The 22,661-nt window shown below is 68.0% G+C and carries 22 protein-coding genes; 20 read left to right on the top strand and 2 right to left on the bottom strand.

Annotated features, from left to right (window positions below; translation table 11 throughout):
* The 8 genes from H0523_RS28000 to H0523_RS27965 all read left to right on the top strand — a co-directional run.
* Nucleotides 1–688: SDR family NAD(P)-dependent oxidoreductase (locus H0523_RS28000; protein WP_257225178.1), on the top strand; the 688-nt coding region annotated here is incomplete at its 5' end.
* On the top strand, nucleotides 685–1,698 hold the full coding sequence (locus tag H0523_RS27995; protein ID WP_054430423.1) for a LacI family DNA-binding transcriptional regulator: 1,014 nt from the start codon (nucleotides 685–687) through the stop codon (nucleotides 1,696–1,698). The genes H0523_RS28000 and H0523_RS27995, both read left to right, overlap by 4 nt.
* Before the next feature lie 43 nt (nucleotides 1,699–1,741).
* Entirely contained in the window at nucleotides 1,742–2,728 is a 987-nt protein-coding gene (locus H0523_RS27990; RefSeq protein ID WP_054430424.1) for a Bug family tripartite tricarboxylate transporter substrate binding protein, read from the top strand.
* A 35-nt stretch (nucleotides 2,729–2,763) separates the two neighbouring features.
* Entirely contained in the window at nucleotides 2,764–3,549 is a 786-nt protein-coding gene (locus H0523_RS27985) for an HpcH/HpaI aldolase family protein (protein ID WP_006395016.1), read from the top strand.
* A 116-nt stretch (nucleotides 3,550–3,665) separates the two neighbouring features.
* Nucleotides 3,666–4,991, top strand: a complete 1,326-nt coding sequence (locus H0523_RS27980; RefSeq protein ID WP_231689837.1) for an ABC transporter substrate-binding protein — start codon at nucleotides 3,666–3,668, stop codon at nucleotides 4,989–4,991.
* A gap of 4 nt (nucleotides 4,992–4,995) precedes the next feature.
* The gene (locus tag H0523_RS27975) at nucleotides 4,996–5,871 is read left to right on the top strand and encodes a carbohydrate ABC transporter permease (protein ID WP_054430426.1); all 876 of its coding nucleotides are present in this window, start codon (nucleotides 4,996–4,998) and stop codon (nucleotides 5,869–5,871) included.
* Nucleotides 5,868–6,722: a carbohydrate ABC transporter permease gene (locus H0523_RS27970; protein ID WP_054430427.1), complete on the top strand. Its 855-nt coding sequence runs from the start codon at nucleotides 5,868–5,870 to the stop codon at nucleotides 6,720–6,722. The genes H0523_RS27975 and H0523_RS27970 overlap by 4 nt, the downstream gene beginning before the upstream one ends.
* Before the next feature lie 8 nt (nucleotides 6,723–6,730).
* Complete coding sequence (locus H0523_RS27965; RefSeq protein ID WP_054430428.1) at nucleotides 6,731–7,786, top strand: ABC transporter ATP-binding protein; 1,056 nt, start codon at nucleotides 6,731–6,733, stop codon at nucleotides 7,784–7,786.
* Nucleotides 7,787–7,801: 15 nt separating this feature from the next.
* On the opposite strand, the gene H0523_RS27960 is transcribed toward H0523_RS27965, so the two are convergent.
* Entirely contained in the window at nucleotides 7,802–8,824 is a 1,023-nt protein-coding gene (locus tag H0523_RS27960) for a LacI family DNA-binding transcriptional regulator (RefSeq protein ID WP_054430429.1), read from the bottom strand.
* A 122-nt stretch (nucleotides 8,825–8,946) separates the two neighbouring features.
* On the opposite strand from H0523_RS27960, the gene H0523_RS27955 reads away from it, so the two are divergent.
* The 4 genes from H0523_RS27955 to H0523_RS27940 all read left to right on the top strand — a co-directional run bounded on the left by H0523_RS27955 (nucleotide 8,947) and on the right by H0523_RS27940 (nucleotide 12,768).
* Nucleotides 8,947–10,086 (top strand): cupin domain-containing protein, encoded by a 1,140-nt coding sequence (locus H0523_RS27955; RefSeq protein ID WP_054430430.1) that lies wholly within the window; start codon nucleotides 8,947–8,949, stop codon nucleotides 10,084–10,086.
* Nucleotides 10,087–10,099: 13 nt separating this feature from the next.
* Entirely contained in the window at nucleotides 10,100–10,873 is a 774-nt protein-coding gene (locus tag H0523_RS27950; RefSeq protein ID WP_231691886.1) for an alpha/beta fold hydrolase, read from the top strand.
* Nucleotides 10,874–10,906: 33 nt separating this feature from the next.
* Complete coding sequence (locus H0523_RS27945; protein WP_156333414.1) at nucleotides 10,907–11,398, top strand: MarR family winged helix-turn-helix transcriptional regulator; 492 nt, start codon at nucleotides 10,907–10,909, stop codon at nucleotides 11,396–11,398.
* A gap of 92 nt (nucleotides 11,399–11,490) precedes the next feature.
* On the top strand, nucleotides 11,491–12,768 hold the full coding sequence (locus H0523_RS27940; protein ID WP_054430431.1) for an FAD-dependent oxidoreductase: 1,278 nt from the start codon (nucleotides 11,491–11,493) through the stop codon (nucleotides 12,766–12,768).
* 155 nt (nucleotides 12,769–12,923) lie between these two features.
* Here H0523_RS27940 and H0523_RS27935 read toward each other — a convergent pair whose 3' ends face one another.
* Complete coding sequence (locus tag H0523_RS27935; RefSeq protein WP_054430432.1) at nucleotides 12,924–13,517, bottom strand: glutathione S-transferase; 594 nt, start codon at nucleotides 13,515–13,517, stop codon at nucleotides 12,924–12,926.
* A 280-nt stretch (nucleotides 13,518–13,797) separates the two neighbouring features.
* Here H0523_RS27935 and H0523_RS27930 point away from each other — a divergent pair, with 280 nt between their 5' ends.
* From H0523_RS27930 to H0523_RS27895, 8 genes are all read left to right on the top strand, one after another.
* Entirely contained in the window at nucleotides 13,798–14,175 is a 378-nt protein-coding gene (locus H0523_RS27930; RefSeq protein WP_054430433.1) for a hypothetical protein, read from the top strand.
* Nucleotides 14,176–14,249: 74 nt separating this feature from the next.
* Nucleotides 14,250–14,585 (top strand): hypothetical protein, encoded by a 336-nt coding sequence (locus tag H0523_RS27925; protein ID WP_054430434.1) that lies wholly within the window; start codon nucleotides 14,250–14,252, stop codon nucleotides 14,583–14,585.
* 266 nt (nucleotides 14,586–14,851) lie between these two features.
* Nucleotides 14,852–16,633, top strand: coding sequence for an ATP-binding response regulator (locus H0523_RS27920; protein WP_054430435.1), 1,782 nt, complete (start codon nucleotides 14,852–14,854; stop codon nucleotides 16,631–16,633).
* Between the two features lie 70 nt (nucleotides 16,634–16,703).
* The gene (locus tag H0523_RS27915) at nucleotides 16,704–17,825 is read left to right on the top strand and encodes an ABC transporter substrate-binding protein (RefSeq protein WP_054430436.1); all 1,122 of its coding nucleotides are present in this window, start codon (nucleotides 16,704–16,706) and stop codon (nucleotides 17,823–17,825) included.
* A gap of 75 nt (nucleotides 17,826–17,900) precedes the next feature.
* Complete coding sequence (locus H0523_RS27910) at nucleotides 17,901–19,781, top strand: ABC transporter permease (protein ID WP_054430437.1); 1,881 nt, start codon at nucleotides 17,901–17,903, stop codon at nucleotides 19,779–19,781.
* 1 nt (nucleotide 19,782) lies between these two features.
* Nucleotides 19,783–20,652 (top strand): ABC transporter ATP-binding protein, encoded by an 870-nt coding sequence (locus H0523_RS27905; RefSeq protein WP_054430438.1) that lies wholly within the window; start codon nucleotides 19,783–19,785, stop codon nucleotides 20,650–20,652.
* Entirely contained in the window at nucleotides 20,636–21,373 is a 738-nt protein-coding gene (locus tag H0523_RS27900; protein WP_054430439.1) for an ABC transporter ATP-binding protein, read from the top strand. The genes H0523_RS27905 and H0523_RS27900 overlap by 17 nt, the downstream gene beginning before the upstream one ends.
* A gap of 18 nt (nucleotides 21,374–21,391) precedes the next feature.
* Nucleotides 21,392–22,661, top strand: a 1,270-nt coding sequence (locus tag H0523_RS27895; protein ID WP_180180220.1) for an FAD-binding protein, incomplete at its 3' end; no start/stop codon positions are given.

The raw sequence follows: 22,661 nt of genomic DNA, 5'->3' as shown, positions 1-22,661 counted from the left end.
CCTGGCCGCGGCCGCGGCGCTGGGCCGGGCCGGCGCGCACGTGACGGTGGCGGCCCGCCGCGAGGCGGAGCTGGCGAACGTCTGCGCGGCCCTGCGCGCCGAGGACATCGGCTGCGACGCCCTGGTGCTCGACGTCACCGATGCGCCGGCGGTCGATGCGGCGCTGGGGCAGGGCGAGGTGTTCGACATCCTGGTCAACAATGCCGGCATGAACCGCCCGTTGCCGCTGGTGGAGCAGCCGGACGCCGATATCGATGCCGTGCTGGACCTGAACGTCAAGGCGGCGTTCTACGTCAGCCGGGCCGTGGCGCGGCGCCTGCGGTCCGCGGGCCGGCCGGGCTCGCTCATCAATGTGTCTTCGCAGATGGGGCATGTGGGCAGCCCGCGACGCACGCTGTACTGCGCCAGCAAGCACGCGCTGGAAGGCTTCACCCGCGCCCTGGCGTGGGAACTCGGGCCGGACGGCATCCGCGTCAACACCCTGTGCCCAACCTTCATCGAGACGCCCATGACAGCGGGCATGCTGGCCGAACCCGGCTTTCGCGACTGGGTCTGCGCCCGCAATGCGCTGGGCCGCGTGGGCCAGTTGCACGAGGTCATGGGCGCGGTGGTGTTCCTGGCCAGCGATGCCGCCAGCCTGGTCACGGGCAGCGCGCTGATGCTGGACGCGGGCTGGACGGCCGCATGAGAACCGCCCCCCGCGCCCAGGACGTGGCCGATCTGGCCGAGGTGTCGCAGTCGGCGGTCAGCCGCACGTTCACCCCCGGCGCCAGCGTGTCGGAGGAAACGCGGCGCAAGGTGCTGGCGGCCGCGCAGCGGCTGGGCTACCGCCCCAATGCCCTGGCGCGCAGCCTGATCACGCGCCGCAGCCGCATCGTGGCGCTGGTGATGAGCTACCTCGAGAACCAGTTCTATCCGCTGGTGATGGAACGGCTGTCGCAGCGCCTGCAGCGCGAGGGGTACCACGTGCTGATGTTCATCGCCGAGGTGGGCGAGGCCGCCGACGGCGTGTTGGCGGAGATCCTGGAATACCAGGTCGACGGCATCGTGATGGCCTCGGCCATGCTGTCCCCCACGCTGGCGCGCAGTTGCGCCGAAGTCGGCGTGCCGGTGCTGCAGTTCAACCGGGTGTCGGCGCTGGGCGGCCTGGCGCGCCATGCCAGCAGCTCGGTCACGTCGGACAACTATGCCGGCGGCCAGGCGGTGGCGCGGCTGCTGGCGGGACGCGGCCACCGGCGTTTCGGCTTCCTGGCGGGGCTGGAGGATTCCTCCACCAGCCTGGAGCGCGAGCGCGGCTTTCGCGACGCGCTGGAGGCCGAGGGCCATGCGCTGCACGCCCGCGCCGTCGGGCATTACGACTTCGAGCGCGCCAAGCAGGCGGTGCGCGCGATGTTCGCGCAGGACCCGCCGGACGCCTTGTTCGCCGCCAACGACCACATGGCGATCGCGAGCCTGGACGTGCTGCGCCAGGAACTCGGCCTGCGCGTGCCCCGCGACATCGCCGTCGTGGGTTTCGACGACGTGCCGCAGGCGGCCTGGGGCGCCTACGACCTGACCACCGTGCGCCAGGGCGTCGACCCCATGGTCGAGGCCACGGTGACGCTGCTACGCGAGCAGATGCATGCCGAACTGCGACCGCGCGACGTCGTCGTGCCGGTCGAACTGGTCGAACGGGGCACCGTGCGGCCGGCAACATGATGATTCAAGAGCGGCGCAAGCCGCCCCTAACAGGAGACTATCCATGCGCAGTACTACCTTGTTTCGCACCCTGGCGACCGCCTGGGCGCTGGCCTGCGCCGCGCTGCCGGCCCATGCCCAGGGCGGGGCGGCCTGGCCGGCCAAGCCCATTCGCTACATTGTGCCGTTCTCGCCCGGCGGCGTGTCCGACGGCGTGGCCCGCCTGATGGCCGAACAGTTGAGCACGCGCCTGGGCCAGCCCGTCATCGTCGAGAACAAGCCGGGCGTGTCCGGCGTGGTCGGCACGCAGCTGGTCGCGCGGGCGGAGCCCGACGGTTACACCGTGGTCGGCGGCACCATCACCACGCACGCGGTCAACCCATTCTTCATCAAGTCGCTGGGTTACGACCCGGTCAAGGATTTCGCGCCGGTGGCGTTGGTGGGCATGGTCAGCAACGCGCTGGTGGTCCGCGCCGACAGTCCGTTCAATTCCGTGCAGCAGGTCATCGATGCCGCCCGCGCGCAACCGGACGGGCTGACCTACGGCACCGCCGGCGCCGGCACCTCGCAGCACTTGTCGGGCCAGCTGTTCCAGTCGATCTCGGGCACCCGGCTGCGCCAGATCATCTACAAGGGCGGCTCGCAGTCGATGGTGGACCTGATCGGCGGCCAGATCGACATGGTGTTTGAAACGGTGGCGGCGGCCCGGCCCATGATCGATTCGAAGCGCGTGAAGGTGCTGGGCGTGACCGCTGCCGCGCCGCTGGCCGATCTGCCGGGCGCAAAGCCGCTGGCCGAGCTGGGCCTGCCGGGCTTCGAGATGCAATCGTGGCAAGGCATTTTCGCGCCGGCGGGCACGCCCGCTCCCATTGTCGAACGACTGGCGCGCGAGATCGGCGCCGCCCTGCAGAGCCCGGACGTGCGGGCCAAACTGTTGACGCTGGGCGTGGCGCCCGACGGCCGCGGCCCGGCGCCATTCGCGCAGTTCCAGCGCAGCGAAATCGACAAATGGGGCAAGGTCATCAAAGACGCCGGCATCCAGGCCGACTGACACGCATTCCTCGACACCCACAGAGAAGACAACCCATGAATGAACCCTGCTATCCCCTCAATGGCGACCTGCCCGCGATGCTGCGCGGCGGCGGTCCGGTGCGCGGCCTGTTCAACGGCCTGCCGAGCCCGGCCGTGGTCGAAATGTGCGCCTACGCCGGTTTCGACTTCATCATCCTGGACAACGAGCACGGCAGCGCCGACCTCGACACCACCGAACACATGTTGCGCGCCGCCCGCGCCGCCGGCATCGCCCCCGTGGTGCGCTGCTTCGAGCACGATCTGCCGCGCATCCTGGACATGGGCGCCAGCGCCGTGCAGGTGCCGATGGTGGAAAGCGCCGCCCAGGCGCGACGCCTGGCCGACCAGATGCGTTATCCGCCGCTGGGCCGGCGCGGCAGCGCCTTCAGCACCCGCGCGGCTGGCTATGGCGCATTCGGCGGGGCAGGGCATACGCAACGCAGCAATGACGGCGTGGCGCTGATCGCGATGGTCGAGACGCCGCAAGCCATTGCCGCGGCCGGCGAGATCGCCGCCGTCGACGGCGTGGACGCGGTGTTCATCGGCCCCAATGACCTGGCGCACGCGATGGGCTACGGCAGCGACTGGAATGCCGCGCCGGTGCAGCAGGCCATCGAGCAGGGCCTCGGGGCCATCGTGGCGGCGGGCAAGTGCGCCGGCATCGTGGCGCTGACGCCGGCCGACGAAGAGAAGTACGGCGCCTGGGGCGCGCGCTACTTCGCCAACGTGTCCACCAGCATCATCACCCGCGCGCTGGCCCAGGCCGCCGCGGCGGGGAGGGACGCGCGCCTGCGTTACTGAGCAGCCTCCAGACCGGGCCGACCGCGAGGGTGGCCCGGTTATCATCGCCTGCTCATGCATTCGAATGCACAAAATAACGGCGACCACGATCCGGTACGCCGCGAGAGGAGACAAGCATGAAAAGAAGACAGTTCCTGGCGGCCGCGGCTGCCTGCTCCGGGTGGAGCGCCATGCCGGCCTGGTCGCAGGCCGGCCCGGACCTGAAGCCGGGCAGGCCCTATGCCGGCACGCGACTGGCGATCATGCTGCCGCCGTCGTCGCAGTTCCGGGCACAGGAGAAGCGCCTGGACGAGTTCGAGGCGGCCACGGGCATCAAGGTGGCCTATCAGTACGTGCCTTATGGCCAGTTGCTGGAGAAGCTGACGACGGAAGCGGTCGGCGGCGGCAGCGCTTATGACCTGATGGCCTACCAGGACAGCTGGCTGGCGTCGCTGTCGGGGTACCTCAGCCCGCTGGACGCGCGGCTGGCCGATGGCGTGGTGGATCTGGGGCGTTATCCCGAGGTCTATCGCAAGGCCTGCCAGTATGGCGGCGCCACCTATGGCTTGCCGGTGCGGGCCCATCCCCAATTGCTGTTCTACCGGCGTGACCTGTACGAGCAGGCCGGCGTCGAGCCGCCGCGCACCTGGGACCAGATGCTGACCGCGGCGACCGCGGTGCAGGCCGCCAGCGGCGTGCCGGGCGTGGTGATGGACTACGTCAAGGGCAGCGGCTTCCAGAATCTGTGGATCTGGCTGAATTGCCTGTGGGGCCACGGCGCCGAGGTGCTGGATGCCGACGGCAGGCCGTCCTTTCAGCTGCCGGCCGGCGTGCAGGCCACCCAGGCCTATGTCGACGTGCTGCTCAAGCACCGGATCGCCAATCCCGGTTCCAGCCAGTTCAATGAGTACGACATGGTCAACGCCATGGCGCAGGGCAACGGCGCGACCATGATGGTGTGGTGGTGGACCTATTCCGTGCTGACAGGGGAGCGTTCGCGGTTGAAGCCCGGCCAGGTCGGCTTCGCGCCCATGCTGCGCGTGGGCTCGCCGCAGTCGCCGACCGTGGCGATCGTCATGCCTTTCGGCATTGCCAGGCAGTCGCGCCAGCAGGACGCGGCCTGGGAATTCCTGAAGTGGGTGTCCAACCCGGCGCTGGAAAAGGCCATCGTCTGCGACAAGCGCGACCCGCAGAGCGCGGATATCGTCGCCACGCACACGGCGACCTATCTGGACGACGAGGTCAACCAGGTCAACCACGGCCTGCATCGCGCCGCGCTGGCCAGCCTGCAGGGCGCCCGCACCGTGCCGCAGCTGGCCAACTGGCCGCAGATCGCCACTGCGCTGGAGGCCGCCGTGTCCGAAATCGTCTCCAGCGGCAAGCCGGTGCAGGCGGCGCTGGACGACGCGGCCGCCCAGGTGGCCCGCATGAATCGCCGCGCCGGCGCACGCGGGCGAGGGTAGGGCCATGAAAGACCGTACCTTGAAATACGCCTTGCTGGCGCCTGCCCTGGCCATCTGCGCGGCGACCCTGTTGTATCCGCTTTGCCAGTCGCTCTGGTACTCGCTGCACGACTGGAACCTGGGCCGTTCGGCTACGCCCGAGGGCTATGTGGGCTGGCTGAACTATGCCGACTTGCTCTGGCATGATCCGGTCTTCCTGGACAGCGCCTGGGTCACACTGGTGTTCACCGTGCCGTCGGTGGTCCTGACCATGGCGGTGGCGCTGGGCCTGGCCGTGTTGCTGGCCGGCGACGGCCGGTTGCAGGTCAATGCCCGCACGCTGCTGGTGATTCCGTTCGCGATGTCGCCCGCGCTGATCGGCATCTCCTGGCGTTTCATGCTGAATCCGGAATTCGGCGCGGTCGACGCGCTGCTCAAGGCGGTGATGCCGGGATGGAGCGGAGCGCCCGTGCTGGCGGATCCGGTGCTGGCCATGGCGGCCCTGATCCTGGTCGATGTGTGGCATTGGGCGCCTTATTTCATGTTGACCTTCATCGGCGCGCTGGCCGCGTTGCCGCAGGACACGCTGGACGCCGCCCAGGTCGACGGCGCCGGACGCGGCCGCATCTTCTTCGAAATCGTGCTGCCGCAACTGCGGCCGGTGCTGACCATCGCCATCCTGCTCAAGACCATCTTTTCGCTCAAGGCGCTGGACCAGGTCGTGACGATGACGGCGGGCGGCCCCGGGGCGGCCACCGACACGTTGCCCCACGCCATCTACAGCACCGCCTTCCGCTTCTACGACATCGGCTATGCCGCGGCCATGGCCTGGCTGCTGGCCATCGTGATGATGGGCCTGGCGCTGGTCTATTCCCGCTTTGCCATGGGACGCCCATCATGACCCAGACTGCCATTCTCAATCCCGCCGCCGCCACGCGCCGCCGCCGCCGCCGGGGCCTGGCGCGCCGACTGGCGATCTGCCTGGTCACGCTGGCCTGGTTCGCGCCCGTGGCCTGGATCGTCGCCACCGCCTTCAAGCCGCGGCTCGACGTCTACAGCCTGGCGCTGTGGTTCCGTCCCACGCTCGACAGCATCGTCGCGGCCTTCGGCTCTCCCTACCTGCTGGGAGAGCGCCTGTTCAACAGCGTGTTCGTCACCGCGGGCACCTTGCTGATGGCGATTCCGGTGGCCACGCTGGCTGCCTATGCATTTTCGCGTTTTCGCTTCCCGGGGGGACAGTTGGGGCCGCTGCTGCTCCTGGCCACGCAATTCCTGCCGCCCGTCATCATCGTGATTCCGTTGTTCGTGGTGTTCCGCAATCTGGGCCTGCTGGATACGCCCTGGGCGCTGATGGTGGCCAATCTGTCATTCGTGGTGCCGTACGCCACCTGGATGATCAAGGCCTTCTTCGACGCCTTGCCGCCGGACATGGAAGAGGCGGCTCAGATCGATGGCGCCTCGCGGTTGCGGGCGCTCTGGGAAGTGGTGGTGCCGGTGGCGCTGCCCGGCATCGCCAGCGCCGCGATCTTTTCGTTCGTGGTGTCGTGGAACGAATTCTTCTATGCGCTGGTGCTGACGCGCGACCAGGCCGTGACGCTGCCGGTGGCGCTGATGAGCGCCCGCACGGAGCAGGGCGACGCCTGGGAAATCATGGCCAGCATGGGGCTTTTCATCATTGCGCCCATGCTGCTGATCTCGCGCTTCGTGCAGCGCTATTTCGTCAAGGGCCTGGTCACAGGCGCGATTCGCTGAGGGAAAAAATGGCTTCCGTAAAACTGATCGATATCGAGAAACGCTGGGGCGGCGTGGTCGGGGTGGCCCGCCAGTCGCTGGAGATCGCCGACGGCGAATTCGTCGTCTTCCTGGGACCGTCCGGATGCGGCAAGACCACCACCATGCGCATGGTGGCGGGGCTGGAGGCGCCCAGCGCGGGCGAGATCTGGATCGGCGGGCAGGACGTCACCGACGCCTTGCCCAAGGACCGCGACGTGGCGATGGTGTTCCAGAACTATGGCCTCTATCCGCACATGACGGTGGGCGAAAACATCGCCTATCCGCTCAAGGTGCGCGGCGTCGCGCCCTCGGAGCGGCGCGAGCGGGCCCGCGCGGTGGCCGAGAAAGTCGAGCTGGCCCACTTGCTGGACCGCCGTCCGCGCGACCTGTCCGGCGGACAGCGCCAGCGCGTGGCCCTGGCCCGCGCCATCGTGCGTCGCCCGCAGGTCTTCTTGATGGACGAACCGCTGTCCAACCTGGACGCCAAGCTGCGCGTCAGCATGCGCGCGGAAATCCGCCGGCTGCAGTGCGAACTGCGGGTGACCACGATCTACGTCACCCACGACCAGATCGAGGCCATGACACTGGCCGATCGAGTGGTGGTCATGCGCGGCGGCCTCATCCAGCAGGTCGGCACGCCCGCGGATGTCTACAACCGGCCCGCCAATCTGTTCGTCGCCGGGTTCGTGGGTTCGCCGTCGATGAACCTGCTGCCGGCGCGGGCGACGGCGGGCGGGCTGGAGGTCGAAGGCTTCCGCCTGGCCGGCTTCGACGCGCCGCCGGACACGGCCCTGGTGCTGGGCGTGCGCCCCGAAGACGTGGCGCTGGCGCCCGCGGGCGGGGGAGACCTGGACGGCGTGGTCTACATGTTCGAATTGACGGGCGATGCGGTGCTGGTCACGCTGGATGTGGGCGGCTCGCGGCTTTGCGTGCGCGGCGACCGCCACCTGCGCTATGCCATCGGCGAGCGTGTCGGGCTGTGCCTGCCGCGCGAGCATTGCCACCTGTTCGACGCCGCCACCGAAGCGCGCCTGTCCGCCTGAGCCATGACAGTCCGTTCACCCCGGCCAGGCCGCCGACGCGCGGATGATGACTTCGCCCGGCAGGCGCTGGCGGCGCGGGCGCCGCTCGGGCGTGGCGCGGCGCTGGCGCAGCAGTTCCACGGCCTGGCGCGCCATGGCGTCGATGGGCTGGCGCACCGTGGTCAGTCTGTAGGGCGCCCGCGCGCCTTCCGGGACATCGTCGAAGCCGGCCACCATGACCTCGTCCGGAATCTTCCAGCCCAGCTCATGGCGGCAGGCATCGATGACGCCCATGGCCATCTGGTCGTTGGCGCAGAATATCGCGTCAGGTCGGGCGCCCCGGGCAACCGCATCCACGAAGACGGCGTGCGCCTGGTCGTAGGAAAAGCCGCCGTCGAGCACCGCGGCCTCGGGCAGGCCGGCCGCGCGCAGGCCAGCCTGGAAGCCGTCGATCCGCAGGCGGCCCACCGGCGCCGCCGCCGGGCCGCCCAGGCAAAGAAAGCGGCGGCGGCCCGCGCCCAGCATGCCCTCGGCCAGCGCCCGCGCGCCGGCCTCGTGATCGGTCGACACCGCGTCCGCGTCCGTCTCGCCGGGGCTGCGGTTGAAGAACAGCACCGGCACGCCGTGGGCCGTGAACCCCTGCACAGCGGCCGGATCCAGCGTGGCGCAGGCGATCAGGCCATCCAGCGGATACCCGCGCAGGCCCAGCAGCACCGGCTTGACCGAGGCGTCGTCGTCGACCGCCAGCAGGATCATGTGCTGCCCGGCGCGCGCCAGCGCATCGCCCAGCGAGTAGAGCAGGGCGGGCGCGCTGCGCAGGGTGTAGCGGGTGATCAGCACGCCGACCGCATGCGAACGGCGCGTGATCAGCGAGCGCGCCAGGGCGTTGGGCGCGTAACCCAGGCGAGCCGCGACGGCCAGCACGTGTTCGCGCGTGTCGTCCGAAATGTGGCTGCCCGGCTGGAAGCAGCGCGAGACCGTCGATTGTGCAACGCCGGCCGCCTGGGCCACGTCGTAGGAGGTGGCGCGGGCGGCGCGCGGGCGGGAAGCTGTCGGCATGGGCTTGGGTGGCGGTTTTTTTCGCCTGATTATGCATTCGAATGCTTTCCGTTCCAAATGTGGGGCGCCTATGCCTCTTTTCCGTTTCCGGCGCCGCCGCGCGCCGCCACAGGAGTCAAGCAATGAATGAAGTCGTTCTGGACCGCGCCGCCGCCCAGGCCCGCGCCATCGCCCGTGAGGACATGGTGGCTTGCCGGTTGGCCTTTATCGACTGCAAGCTGCCTGGATCCGACCTGAAGGAGAACTACTCCATGATCGGTCCGGGCGTGACGCAATCGGAGGAGCAGGTGGTGAACCTGCGCGAACCGCACGGTTTCAATATCGGCGCCGCCGCCATGCCGGCAGGGGTGACCAATAACCTGCACCTGCATTTCAGCGCCGAGGTCTTCTTCATCCATTCGGGCCAGTGGACGTTCCGCTGGGGCTCGGGCGAGGGCGCCGGCGAACTGCGTGGCGGGCCGGGCGACGTGCTCAGTATTCCGACCTGGATCTTCCGGGGGTTCTCCAACGATGGCGACGGGCATGGCTGGATCTTCACCGCCCTGGGCGGCGACGACACCGGCGGCATCATCTGGCACCCGGACGTGCTGGCCGCGGCGGCCACGCACGGATTGTTCCTGGGTCGCGACAACACCTTGCTGCATGGCGCGGCGGGCCAGCCTCCCGAGGCCGGGCTGATCGAGCCCCTGAGCCCGGCCGACATGGCCGCGCTGCCGCGCTACACCCCTGCGCAGATGCGCCGGCGCGCGCTGGCCGCGCAAGACCGCGACTGGTCGGCCCAGGCGTTGCTCGGCGCTCGCGGCTGCGAACTGGCGCCGGTGATCGGCCACGGCATGAGCGAAGACCGGGCGCAGGCCGCGCCCATCGCCAACCCCCATGGCTTCTCGGTCGACTGGCTGCGGTTGGCGCCCGGCGGCACCACCGGGCGCCTGCGGCTGCGCGAAAAGCAGGTGTTCATCGTGATGCGGGGCGAAGCCGAACTGGTGCTCAACGGCCCGGGCCGCGAAGTGGTGGTGCCGCTGCGCGAACAGGCCATCTATTCGGTGCCGTCCGGCGTCTGGCGTGAACTGCGCCAGGCTGGCGAACAGCCCGCGGCGGTGATCTCGGTCTGCGCGGGCGACCAGCGCAAGCGCATCGAATGGCCGGCCGCCACGTTGGCCGAGGCCGCGGGGCACGACCTGGCGTTGGACCCCGACGGCTACCTTGCGCGCCGAGGCTTGCTGCCCGAGACCGCCCTCGGGGTCGGCGAAGCGCGCTTCTGACGTGGCGCCCACCTTGCTGTTGATCGGCGGCACGGCGTGCGACGAGGCCTTGTGGGCGCCGCTGCGCAAGCTGGCGCCGCCCTTGGCGCAGTGCGTCCGGGTGGCGGATTACGGCGCGCACGAATCGGCCCGCGCGGCGGCGACCGACCTGCTGGCGCGGCATCGAGGCAGACTGGTGCCGGTGGGCTTTTCGCTCGGCGGCTTCGTCGCCCAGGAAATGGCCGCGCAGGCGCCCGAACGCCTGGCCGGCATCGTGTTGGTCGCCACCAACGCCCGGGCCGATACGGCCGCCGGCGCCCAGGCGCGCCAGCGCATCGTCGATCTGGCCGATGCGCTTGGCCCGGGGGCCGTCGTCCGGCAGCACCTCTGGCCGGCGTATGTGGCGCCGGGCAGGCTGTCGGACAGCGCGTTGCAAGACGCCATCGTCGCAATGGCCGACCGCCTCGGCATCGCCGCGCTGCGGCGCCACGCCGCGATCGCGGCCACGCGCGCCGACGGGCTGGCGCGCCTGTCGGCGTGGCACGGCCCGGCGCTGGTGATCAGCGGCGCGCGGGATGCGCTGAACCCCGCGGACCGCCAGCGCGAGATGCATGGCCGGTTGCGGCAGGGCCGCTGGGTCAACCTGCCGGAGGTGGGGCATTTCGTGCCGCTGGAGGCGCCACGGGCCTTGCATGGCGCGTTGCGCCAGTGGTTGCGGGACGGTGTGGCGTTCGAAAACCTGCGGCCATCGGCGCGCAACCCGACGTCTCAGGAGCGAGCGCTTGACGACGGCCAGGGAAAGCCTTAAAGTTGCTACTAACAACTAATTGGATCCGTGGCCATGGGCCTGCCGAAAAAGCGACTGCAACGCCAGGATGCTGAAACACTCTACGAGGCCGTGAACCAGCTCATCAGGGTGCATCAGTTCCGTGATCGCGATCGCATCTGCTGCCATGACGTGTCCGTCGCGCAGTGCTACGCCTTGGAAACGCTGGTCAAGCAAGGGCCATTGCGGCTGCAGACGCTCGCGCAGGAAATGTTCCTGGACAAGAGCACGGCCAGCCGGGTGGTTGATTCGCTGGAGCGCAAGGGCTACGTCACGAGAGTCGAAGATGCCTCTGATCGCCGTGCGGTGCAGCTGCAACCCACCCCGGCGGGGCGCACGTTGTATCAGACGATCCGTGCGGATCTGGTGACTGAGGAACTGGCCATGATCAAAGACATGGATCCGGCGGTCCTGGACGCATCGCTCGACTTGCTGCGGCAACTGACGCGCGCCGCGCAGGCCCGCTGCGGTGTAGCCGGCGGCCATGCCATCGAGTCGGAGCCGTAGGGCGTATCCGGCTTTTTTTTGGACAGATAGTTGTTAGTACCAATTAATACGGGATCAACCGTGCTCCCACCACGTGAAAAGAGGTACCTGAAATGCGCCAAAACGACCTTCCCATTGCAATCATCGGAGCGGGCCCTGTCGGGCTGAGCGCCGCCGCGCAGGCGCTGGCCAGGGGGATGACGCCTATCGTCTTCGAAGCGGGAGACCAGGTCGGAACGAGCTTGCGCCATTGGGGCCATGTCCGGATGTTCTCACCGTGGAGCTTCAACATCGACAAGGAGGCCGCCGCGCTGTTGGCGCCGACTGGTTGGGTCGCTCCGCCCGGCGACGCGTATCCCACCGGGAGGGACTTGCTGGCGCGCTACCTGCTGCCGCTGTCCGAGGTCGCGCAGATCAAGCGTTGCCTGAAGACCCGTCACCGCGTGATGGCTGTCTCGCGGACCGGTCATGATGTCATGAGAAGTTCGGACCGCGCGGCCGCGCCGTTTCTGCTGCGGGTCCAGGGGCCCGAGGGCGAACGGGATTTCCTGGCGCGGGCGGTCATCGATGCATCCGGCACTTACGCCAGGCCGAACTGGATGGGCGCCCACGGTATCCCGGCCCTCGGCGAAGAGGCGGCGGCCGCACAGATCGCCTATGGCGTTCCCGAGATCCTGGGAACGGCCCGCCAGCGCTACGCCGAGCGCCGCGTGCTGGTGCTGGGCGGCGGGCATTCCGCGTTCAATGCCCTTCAGGATCTGGTGGAACTGGCCGGCCAGGCGCCAGGCACGCGGATCTGGTGGGCCATCCGCGGCGTTTCTCTCGATCGCCTTTTTGGAGGAGGGGAGAACGACCAGCTGGCGGAACGCGGCAAGCTGGGCAGGGCAATCCAGCAACGGCTGGCCGAAGGTCGGATCACACTTCTGACGGCCGTCAATGTCGACCGGGTGAGCCGCTCATCCGACGGGCTGCTGGTGCACAGCGGCGCAACGACGCTGCCGGCCGTCGACGAAGTCATCGTGGCGACGGGATTCCGTCCGGACCTCCGATTGCTGGCGGAGCTTCGGCTGGAACTGGACCCGGCCACGGAAAGCCCGGTGCGTCTGGCGCCGCTGATCGATCCCAACGTGCACAGCTGCGGCACGGTGAGGCCGCACGGCGCCGCCGAACTCGCGCATCCGGAGGAAGGCGTGTTCGTGGTCGGGATGAAGAGCTACGGCAGAGCGCCCACATTCCTGCTGCGGACCGGCTATGAACAGGTCCGGTCCGTCGTTGCCGCGCTGGCCGGTGATCGGGACGCCGCGGAACGCGTGGCGCTGGCGCTTCCAGAGACCGGTGTGTGCGGGGCGCGATTGCCGCGTGCGAACGACGGGGCGGGTTGCGGAGCCTGAAGCAGGAATGTTCTGGATCGGGATGGCCTGGATCCGGGATTGTCAGGGGCGGTGGGCCCCTGGCGAGTCAATTCTTTACTTTACATAATATACATTATGCGTAATTCAGACAGGGAGATGGCCGGCCTGCCTCGCCTGGCCGTCTCCCAAGCAATCTACGCGTGCGGAAATGCCTGGAATGCGGGCAAGGCTTCCGCCTGTGCCGACAGTTGCGCCAGTCCGGGATGCAGCTGGGGCTGGATGGTTCCTGGCAGCAAGGCCTGCGTGAAACGCCACGCGACCGCCGCCGTCACGGCGAACTGGCCGACTTTCTTCAAGGGCTGCGCCGGCGTCCATGTCTGCTGCAAGGCGGCCTCAAGCGCCGCGTAGGCCGCGTCCAGCTGCCCCTGCACGCGTGTCACCCAGGGCTCGTGCTGCTTCTCGGCCGGACGCAGATTGCGTTCATAGACGATCTGCACCGTCTTCTCGCACGCCGCCAATGCCAGTCCGATAACGGCCGTGGCCTGGCGCCGCTGCTCGAGGGAATCCGGCATGAGCGTGCGTCCGCTGGCATGTTCGGCGTAGTCGATGATGAGCGTGGAATCCATCAGTACCGTGCCATCGTCCAGCACCAGCGTGGGCGCCTTGACGACCGGATTGATGGCCTTGAATTCGTCAAAGGTGCTGAATACGGATAGCGGCATGTGATCGAAATCGACGCCGAGCAGGTGCAGCGATATGGCGCTGCGGCGTACGTAGGGGGAATCCAGGCGTGTAACAAAATCAAATAATTCAATTCAGCCCCGCAAAGGCCTTGCCGTGGCCGTTGAATCGATCGTTCGCATCTCGTCCCGACATCGCCCTATGACGAAGCCGCGCTTTTCCCGAACCTTGCCCCGTGGGAACCCCGGCAAAGCTGTTTTATCGCACCGGCGCCGTTGCGCGCGGGGTGTGGAATACGCGCCACACCCCCTCTCGCCATCTCCTCGAGCCGCTGGCATGATGCGGCGCGTAGGGAACCTGTCAAGCATCTGAATAAGGAAAACAAACGTGCGATTCAGTTTTTTCAAGGCCCTGCTGGCCTGCCTGTGTGGCGCCATGTTGAGCGCCTGCACGACTTGGGACGTGGCCATGATGCGCCACAAGGGCAAGCCCGTGAACGACATCGTGACCGAATGGGGCATTCCCGACCGCGTCTACGCCAGCGAAGACTTGCCGGTCGGACAATTGGTCTACCAATGGCAGACCTCCGGTGAAGTCTCATGGGACCAACCCGTCGGCAGCTTTAGCTACGGTATGAACGGCGGCACCATCTACGAGCGCCGCTCGGGCATCGCGAGCTGCTACACCATGCTCCATGTCGACGAAAAGGGCATCGTGGTCGGCGGCGAGCTGGTCAACAACGGTACGACATGCAAGATGTGGTGATGGCAAAGCGCCGCGGATCGGGCACGCGTCCCGCCGGCCCGCGGCCTCTCGGATAACCCGCTCTAGAAATCCTGATGACTACCATGAAAAAAGCCACCCTCACTCCCCTGCTCGCCCTGTGCTTGCTGGCCGGCCCGGCCCTCGCCGCGGAAAAAAAGCCCAGCGCCGGCGACATCTCGCGCGCCATCGCCTATACCGACGTGATGCGCGCCTATGCGTACAGCAAGCAGGCCAACGAGTACAAAGAACGCTATGACAAGATCGGTCCCGGTCCGGACGGCCTGGAAGCCATGACCAACGCCGCCAATCTCATGAGCCTTGCCAACCAGGCCATGCGCGCGGCCTGCGCGCGCGAACCGCATTACGTGGAAAAAGGCATCGAAGCCTTCCGCTGCAGCAAGATCAAATAGGTTCCGCAGCGGCGGCCGCGATTCCTTAGAATCCGGCCATGGTGATTTCCCCCCGCCCGGGCCCGACCCTCGCGCTCAAGTCCTGGCACGCCCATGGCGTGCTGTGGGCGTTGTTGCTGGCGTCGGCGCGCGCGCCACTACGATCTAGACCCCGGTCGACATCTGCAAGCTCAACCGGAATGACGCCGAGGCCTGATTGCATCACGCCCTGGCTCGCGCGTCGAATATCGTCTGCCTCCGCATTGATCCCCTAGCGAAAAGTAGCCATGACAAACTTGCTTCCGATCGAGAATCGGGCGGTTTACCAAGAACTGGTCAACACCTTGTACCGGCAATCGCCTCCGATCTTCCTGGGCAACATCGCCGTTGCCGGCCTGACGGTGTTCTTGCTGTGGCACGAGGTCGGGCGCGAGCTGTTGCTGGGATGGGCGGCGGCAGTCTACCTGCTCACCGCACTACGCGTTGTTGTTGTCTGGAAGGACAGACGCTCCGGCCCGCATCACCCCGAAGCCACCTCCCGGCGCTGCCGCCAGTACGTATTCTGGGTGACGGTATCGGGTTGTCTATGGGGTGCAATGGGGCCGCTGTTTTTCGAACCCGAAAACACCATCGTCACGGTGTATATCTGCATTGTGCTGGCCGGGATGACAGGCGGCTCGGTGGCCTCGCTGTCAGCGTTCTGGCCGGCGTACTACCTCTTTGCCCTGCTCACCGTGCTGCCCTTCGCGCTACGCTCGTTTGCGCACGGCACGCCGTTGTTCACCGTGTTGGGCGTGCTGTCGCTGTTCTTGCTGGGCGTGAACCTGGCCTACTGCAAGGTGATGCAGCGCACGCTGTCCGATGCCATCAGGCTGCGTTTCGAGAACGCGGCGCTGGTCCGTCAACTGACCGAAGAGAAAGATCGCGCCGAGCAGGCAAACCGCAGCAAGTCTCAATTCCTGGCAGCGGCCAGCCATGACCTGCGCCAACCCGTGCATGCGCTCGGCCTGTACATCGAGACGATGCGCATGGCGGCGCAAGCCTCGAAAATCGAGCGCGCCACCATCGAGACATTGGCGGAGCGGCTGCAATCGGCACTGACGGGTATGTCGCGGCTACTTGACGTGCTGCTGGATGTCTCTCGCCTGGACGCCGGCGTGATCCAGGTGGAAAGGCGCCGTTTCCGTTTGCAGGAAACCTTCGATTCATTGGCCAACCAGTACACCCATTCCGCCGCTTCCAAGGGCCTCGAGCTGAAGATACGACGTACCAGCGTCCGACCCGATACGGATCCGATTCTGCTGCAGAATATTCTCTCGAATCTCCTTTCCAATGCGGTGCGCTACACGGCGCACGGCAAGATCCTGCTGGCATGCCGCCGTCGGCGGGACGCACTGGACATCTGCGTACTGGACACCGGCATCGGCATCGCCGAGGATCATTTCGACAGTATCTTCCAGGAGTTCTACCAGGTCGAAAACATAGTCCGCGATCGGGAACACGGCCTGGGACTAGGGCTCGCTATCGTCAAGAGAACCGCCGATCTGATCGGCGCCGAGCTGCGCTTGCGTTCGGTCTATGGCAAAGGATCCTGCTTCACTGTGCGCGTTCCGCATCGAGACGAACCCGCCATTGCAGAGGGCCCATCGGTTCAGATGAATTCGCTACGTAAAGCCGATGGAAAACACACGGTTCTGGTGGTCGATGACGATAAGCAAGTGCTCGATGGCATGGCGGTACTGCTGACCAGTTGGGGATATGCGGTCATCGCAGCGCGTTCATTGGAACAGGCATCAAGGGAATTGGACAATGCCATCCCGCAGCTAATCGTGACGGACTTCCGGCTGGCCACGGAAACCACCGGCATTGACGTGGTGCATGCCGTGCGCAAGGCCATCGGATTCGACGTTCCAGCCATCATCATTACCGGCGACACTTCGCCGCAAGGCATTAGCGAAGCCAACGCCAGCGGCTTCACAGTGCTGCACAAGCCGCTCGACATCACAACATTGAAAGATGCGATGTCAAGTGCTATCCGGCGTCATGCGCCAAACACCTTTGCTTATTAACAATAAATCGTGGAGAAAACGCTGACGATTTCTTAGGATGCCGGTTCGTTACCCCATTCAAGGCATCACCATGTTCCTCTCCGCCAAACGGCTTGTCGCCGCCCTTGCCGCCAGCGCCGCGCTGACCGCGCCCGCGCTGGCCGCCGACCCCATCAACGTCGGCTTCTTCTCGCACCTGTCGGGCAATTTCGCCGAATACGGCGCCAGCTTCAAGAACGCCGTCGAACTCTACCTGGACCGCGTCAACGCCGATGGCGGCATTGGCGGCCGCCCGCTCAAGCTGATCGTCGAAGACGACCGCAATTCACCGCAGGAAGCCGCCACCGTGGCGCGCAAGATCGTGGCCACGCCGGGCGTGGTGCTGGCCATCGGCTCCTGGTCGACCACGGCCTCGCTGGCCGCCGCGCCGATCTTCGCCGAAGCCCGGATCCCCCAGATCAGCCCGACGTCGTCGCATCCGGATTACAGCCGCCAGAGTCCCTTCCAGTTCCGCCAGAACAATACCGACGACGTGCTGGCCCAGTACAACGCCGATACGATCCACAAGCAGCTCAAGGCCAACCGCATCGTCATCCCGTACTCGCAGGACGATTGGGGCGTGTTCACGGTCAAGGCCACCAAGGCGGCCATCGAAAAGGACGGCGGCCAGGTGCTGCTGACCGAGGCGGTGTTGCCCGGCTCCAAGGATTTCCGTCCGTTGATCAGCAAGATCAAGGCCGCCAAGCCCGACGGCGTGTTCGTGGCGCTGCCGTATCAGGAAGCCTCGATCTTCCTGCAGCAGTTGCGCCAGGCGGGCGTGGACATCCCGGCCGGCGGCGGCATTCCGCTGACGTCGCCCAAGTTCATCGAGCTGGCCGGCAAGGCGGCCGAGGGCGTGGTGGTGCACAGCATTTTCTTTGCCGGCGATCCGTCCAGGAAGGCTTTCGTGGACGCTTACCAGGCCAGGTACAACAAGCTGCCCGACCAGTTCGCGGCGCTGGCCTATGACGCCGCCGGCGTGGGCGTGGCCGCGATCCGCCGGGTGGTCGAGTCGGGCCAGCCGCTGACCGGCCAGGCCGTGCGCGACGCGCTGGCCAATGGCCCGGCCTATGAAGGCGTGACCGGCGAGACCAAATACGAAAACGGCAACGTGAAGAAGGCGCCGACCTTCCTCGTGGTGCGCAACGGCGTCTTCCAGCTGCTCAAGGACTGACCGCGCCGCCGCCACCCTGGCATCGGCCGGGCCTGAGCGCCCGGCCGATGCCGTCATTTTCCTGGATTACTTGGCATGCTAGAACTCTTTGCCAGCCAGATCGTCAACGGCCTGGCCATCGGCCAGGTCTATGCCCTGATCGCGCTGGGCTTTTCGCTGGTCTTCGGCGTTTCCAACCTCATCAATTTCGCGCAGGGCGCCCTGTTCATGCTGGGCGCCTTCATCGCGTTCAGCGCGATGACGCTGCTGCGCCTGCCGCTGGTGCCGGCCGCCCTGCTCTCGCTCTGCGCGGTCACGGTGCTGGGCATGCTGCTGGAACGGCTGGCGCTGCGCCCGCTGGAGAACGCGCCCTATATCGCGCCGGTGCTGTCGACCCTGGCGATCAGCCTCATCATCGAACAGCTGGCCGAGATCCTCTGGTCGCCCGAAGGCCAGGCGTTTCCGCTGCCGTTTGAAGAGGCGACCTTCTTTTTCGGCTCGGCCTACATCACCAGCACGGATCTGCTGATCTTCGGCTTCGGCGCGTTGGCCGTGCTGGGGCTGTCACGCTTCCTGTCGCACTCCTGGCTGGGCCGCACCCTGCGCGCCACCGCGCAGGACCGCGACGCGGCGGCGCAACTGGGCATACGCACCACCCAGGTCAAGCAGATGGCCTTCGGCCTGGCCGGCGCGCTGGGCGCGTTGTCCGGCATCCTGGTGGCGCTGTATTTCAAGAGCGTGTTTCCGCAGATGGGCCTGCCGTACGGCCTGAAGGGCTTCGCCGCCGCGCTGCTGGGCGGCCTGAGCAGCACGCCGGGCGCGGTGCTGGGCGGCCTGCTGCTGGGCGTGGTGGAGACGCTGGCCAGCGCTTATGTCGGCGAAGGCTATCGCGACCTGGTGGCCTACACGCTGGTGCTGGTGTTCCTGGTGTTCCGGCCGCAGGGTCTGCTGGGCGACCGGCGCCTGGATGCCCTGGGCGGCGCCGGCGGCGCGGGCGGCGCGATGCCCAGTACCAGCGTGCTGGCCTCGTCGTCGAGCCAGCGCAAGGCGGTCAAGGCAATCGAAATGCCGCCGTGGGGCTTCCTGGCGGCGGGCGCGATCCTGGCCCTGCTGCCGCTGGCCACCCAAAGCGGCTACGTGCTGCAGGCCTTCGCCTACGCCATGATCTTCGCCTTGCTGGTGGCCAGCGTCACCCTGGTCTCGGGCGCGCTGGGCATCCTGTCGATCGGCCACCTGGCGTTCTACGGCGTGGGCGCCTATGCGGTGGGCATCCTGGCGCGCAATCATGGCTGGCCGGCCGAGGCCGCGCTGCTGGGCGCCGCCGCGGTCACGGCGCTGATCGCCGTGGTCGCGGCCTTGCCGTTGCTCAAGCTGGGCGGGCACACCGCCGCGCTGGGCACGCTGGCCGTGGGCCAGATCGGCTATCTGGTCTTCATGACCTGGCTGGACGTCACGCGCGGGCCGATGGGCTTCATCGGCATTCCCGCGCCGCGCCTGGCGGCCTGGGGCGATGCGGTGCTGTCCAGCCTGTCGCAGAAGTATTGGCTGATCGCGGCGGTCAGCGCGGTGGCGCTGGCGCTGACGCAGCGGCTACTGAACGCCGACATCGGGCGGGTCTGGCGGGGTATCCGCGAAGACCGCCTGGCCGCGCACGCCGCCGGCCTGCCGGTGCGGCGCTACATCCTGCTGGGTTTCGCGCTGTCGGGCGCGCTGGCCGGCGCCGCGGGCGGCCTGTTCGCCTATGTGCAGAGCGTGGTCAGCCCGGAGAGCTTCACCGTCAGCGGTTCGATCCTGTTGCTGACGCTGGCCGTGCTCGGCGGCCTGGGCAACCTGACCGGCGCGGCGTTGGCGGGGTTTGCGCTGACGCTCCTGCCCGAGCTGCTGCGCTTTTTCGCCGAGTGGCGCATGATCGTCTACGGCCTGGCGCTGCTGCTCATGCTGCGGCTGCGTCCGCACGGCCTGCTGGGAGCGCGTTGAGATGACGGCCCATCACACTCCCCTGCTCCCCCGAGACGGCCTGGTCGTGGACGGACTCAGCCGCCACTTCAGCGGCGTGAAGGCGGTCGATGACGTGAGCTTCACGCTCGATCGCGGCGCGACCGTGGCGCTGGTCGGCCCCAACGGCGCCGGCAAATCCACCCTGATCCAGTTGCTCAGCGGCATCGAAAAGCCCAGCGGCGGCCGGGTCTGGCTCGATGGCCGCCGCATCGATGGCCTGGCGCCGGAACGCATCGCGCGGCTCGGCCTGGGCCGCAGCTTCCAGACTTCGCGCGTCTTTCCCGCGCTGACGGTCTGGGACAGCGTGCGGCTGGGCACGCAGGCGCGGTTGCTGGCCACCTCAAGCGGGCGGCTGCGCAATCCGCTGGCCGAGGTGCTGGGCGAACTGGGCCTGCTGCCCGGCTGGCGGGCGCTGCGCGCGCAGGCCGACGCCCTGGCCGAAGCCGCGCTCAAGCGCTTTGGCGACCGCCTGTGGCCGCGCCGCCACCAGCCGGCGTTCAGCCTTTCCTATGCCAACCGGCGCCGCCTGGAGATCGCCCGCGTGCTGGCCGCGCGGCCGCGCTATCTGCTGCTGGATGAACCGGCCGCGGGGATGAATCCCAGCGAAACGCTGGAACTCACCGACATCCTGCTGGCCTTGCGGGCCGAGCAGCCGGAGCTCGGCATCCTGGTGGTCGAGCACAAGCTGTCGCTGGTCAGGCGCATTGCCGACCACGTCATCGTGCTCAACCAGGGCCGCATCCTGGTCACCGGCGAGCCGGCGCATGCGCTGGAACAGCCCGAGGTGGTCGAAGCTTATCTGGGGCGCACCCGCGCGCGCCCCGTCGAATCGGATGCCCATCTTGGCTGACTCCACTCCCCTCTTGTCCATCGACGCCATCGACGTGCACTACGGCGCCGTGCAGGCGCTCTATGGCGTCAGCCTCGCGGTGCATGCCGGCGAGGTCGTCTCCGTGCTCGGCGGCAACGCCTCGGGCAAATCGACCACGCTCAAGTCGGTGCTGGGCCTGGTGTCGCCGACCCGCGGCCGCATCCGCCTCGATGGCCGCGAGATCCACGGCCGGCGCCCCGCCGACGTCATCGACCTGGGCCTGGCCAGCGTGCCCGAGGGCCGTCGGGTCTTTCCCGCGATGTCGGTGGAAGAAAACCTGCTGCTGGGCGCCTATCCGCGGCGCAAGGAAAAGGCCGCCATCGCGCAGGACCTGGCCGAAGTGTTCGAGGTGTTTCCGCGCCTGGCCGAACGCCGCGCGCAGGCGGCCGGCACCTTGTCGGGCGGCGAACAGCAGATGCTGGCGCTGGGCCGGGCCTGGCTGCGGCGCGGCCGTCTGGTCTGCATCGACGAACCGTCCATGGGCCTGTCGCCGCGTTTCGTGGATACGGTCTACGACGTGCTGTTCCGCTGGAAGGCGGCCGGACAGACCATCCTGCTGGTCGAGCAGAACGCCCGCATCGCGCTGGAACTGGCCGACCGCGCCTATGTGCTGCAGCACGGCCATGTCGTCCTGGCGGGCAACGCGGCCGACCTGGCCGCCGACCCCGCCGTCCAGAGAGCCTACCTGGGCGCCGCCTGACACCCCTATCCCCTCATCATGAACGACGATACCTATCACTGTTTCGACACCGACGTCCTGGTCATCGGCGCGGGCGGCGCCGGCATGAGCGCGGCCATCTCCGCCGCCGGCGAAGGGGGCCGCGTCATGCTGGCCGACCGCAGCCTGATCGGCCGCGGCGGGGCTACCATCATGGCGCAGATGACCGTCGCCGCCGCGCTCGGCGAACAGACGCCCGACCACTGGACCCACCATTGGCGCGACACGCTGGCCGCCGGCCGCGGCCTGTGCGACGAGACGCTCGCGCGCATTTTGTGCGAGGACGGCGTGGCGGCCATCCGCCAGTTGCAGGACTGGGGCGCGGGCTGGGCCCAGGCCGATGGCCACCTGACCCAGGTGCAGGCGCCCGGCCATGACCGGCCGCGCTGCGTCTACGTGGATTTCCTCAATACCGGACCGGCGCTGGCCAAGGTGCTGCGGGCCCAGGTGGCGCGCCGTCCGGAAATCCATCGGGTGGGCGATCTGGCGGTCGTCGACCTGCTCCGGCATGGCGGGCGCGTGCATGGCGCCGTGGCGCTGCACCTGACCACCGGCAAGCCCGTGTTGATCCAGGCCGGCGCCGTCGTCATCGCCACCGGCGGACTGACGCGGCTCTACCGGCGTAACAGCGCATCGCTCAACATGGGTGGCGACGGGCTGGCGCTGGCGCTGCGCGCCGGCGCCCGGCTGCTGGACATGGAGTTCGTGCAGTTCTTTCCCATCGGCCACCTGGCCCCGCGCCTGGTCGGTTTCGACCCCATCATGTGGGACCCGTTCCGCTACAAGCTGGGCGGCCGCCTGCTCAACGCCGAGGGCGAGGAGTTCGTCGAGCGCTACGGCAACCGCACCGAGGACGGCCGCTACACCACCACCCGCGACGCGGCCACCTACGCCATTCTCAAGGAGGTGGAGGCCGGCCGCGGGTCGCCGGCGGGCGGCGCCTGGCTGAGCTTCCAGCACGTGCCGCCGGACACGCTGAAGGCGGCCTTCGGCCCCATCATCAAGCGGCTGGAAGCGGCTGGCATCGACCTCACGCGACAGCCGGTGGAGGTCGCGCCCATCGCCCACTATCACATGGGCGGCATCCGCGTGGACGCCGGCATGGCGACCGACGTGCCGGGCCTGTACGCGGCCGGCGAGGCGGTGGGCGGCGCCAATGGCGCCAACCGCCTGTCGGGCAACGCCATCACCGAGGCCGTGGCGTTTGGCCTGCGCGCCGGCCGTTCGGCCGCGGACGCGGCGCGCGCGGCCCCGCCCCTGCCGCCGGACA

It is taken from the genome of Achromobacter insuavis, assembly GCF_902859645.1.
Taxonomy (GTDB): domain Bacteria; phylum Pseudomonadota; class Gammaproteobacteria; order Burkholderiales; family Burkholderiaceae_B; genus Achromobacter; species Achromobacter insuavis.
Note: the sequence above shows the minus strand (reverse complement) of the source record. Positions and strands in the feature narration are given on the sequence as shown.

Excerpts from the sequence above, each read along its gene's own strand:
- H0523_RS27980 (WP_231689837.1), top strand. The coding sequence starts at position 3,666 with ATGAAAAGAAGACAGTTCCTGGCGGCCGCGGCTGCCTGCTCCGGGTGG.
- H0523_RS27915 (WP_054430436.1), top strand. The coding sequence starts at position 16,704 with ATGTTCCTCTCCGCCAAACGGCTTGTCGCCGCCCTTGCCGCCAGCGCC.
- H0523_RS27990 (WP_054430424.1), top strand. The coding sequence starts at position 1,742 with ATGCGCAGTACTACCTTGTTTCGCACCCTGGCGACCGCCTGGGCGCTG.
- H0523_RS27960 (WP_054430429.1), bottom strand. The coding sequence starts at position 8,824 with ATGCCGACAGCTTCCCGCCCGCGCGCCGCCCGCGCCACCTCCTACGAC.
- H0523_RS27940 (WP_054430431.1), top strand. The coding sequence starts at position 11,491 with ATGCGCCAAAACGACCTTCCCATTGCAATCATCGGAGCGGGCCCTGTC.
- H0523_RS27965 (WP_054430428.1), top strand. The coding sequence starts at position 6,731 with ATGGCTTCCGTAAAACTGATCGATATCGAGAAACGCTGGGGCGGCGTG.
- H0523_RS27910 (WP_054430437.1), top strand. The coding sequence starts at position 17,901 with ATGCTAGAACTCTTTGCCAGCCAGATCGTCAACGGCCTGGCCATCGGC.
- H0523_RS27900 (WP_054430439.1), top strand. The coding sequence starts at position 20,636 with ATGCCCATCTTGGCTGACTCCACTCCCCTCTTGTCCATCGACGCCATC.
- H0523_RS27955 (WP_054430430.1), top strand. The coding sequence starts at position 8,947 with ATGAATGAAGTCGTTCTGGACCGCGCCGCCGCCCAGGCCCGCGCCATC.
- H0523_RS27995 (WP_054430423.1), top strand. The coding sequence starts at position 685 with ATGAGAACCGCCCCCCGCGCCCAGGACGTGGCCGATCTGGCCGAGGTG.
- H0523_RS27975 (WP_054430426.1), top strand. The coding sequence starts at position 4,996 with ATGAAAGACCGTACCTTGAAATACGCCTTGCTGGCGCCTGCCCTGGCC.
- H0523_RS27985 (WP_006395016.1), top strand. The coding sequence starts at position 2,764 with ATGAATGAACCCTGCTATCCCCTCAATGGCGACCTGCCCGCGATGCTG.
- H0523_RS27920 (WP_054430435.1), top strand. The coding sequence starts at position 14,852 with ATGACAAACTTGCTTCCGATCGAGAATCGGGCGGTTTACCAAGAACTG.
- H0523_RS27970 (WP_054430427.1), top strand. The coding sequence starts at position 5,868 with ATGACCCAGACTGCCATTCTCAATCCCGCCGCCGCCACGCGCCGCCGC.
- H0523_RS27905 (WP_054430438.1), top strand. The coding sequence starts at position 19,783 with ATGACGGCCCATCACACTCCCCTGCTCCCCCGAGACGGCCTGGTCGTG.
- H0523_RS27925 (WP_054430434.1), top strand. The coding sequence starts at position 14,250 with ATGACTACCATGAAAAAAGCCACCCTCACTCCCCTGCTCGCCCTGTGC.
- H0523_RS27945 (WP_156333414.1), top strand. The coding sequence starts at position 10,907 with ATGGGCCTGCCGAAAAAGCGACTGCAACGCCAGGATGCTGAAACACTC.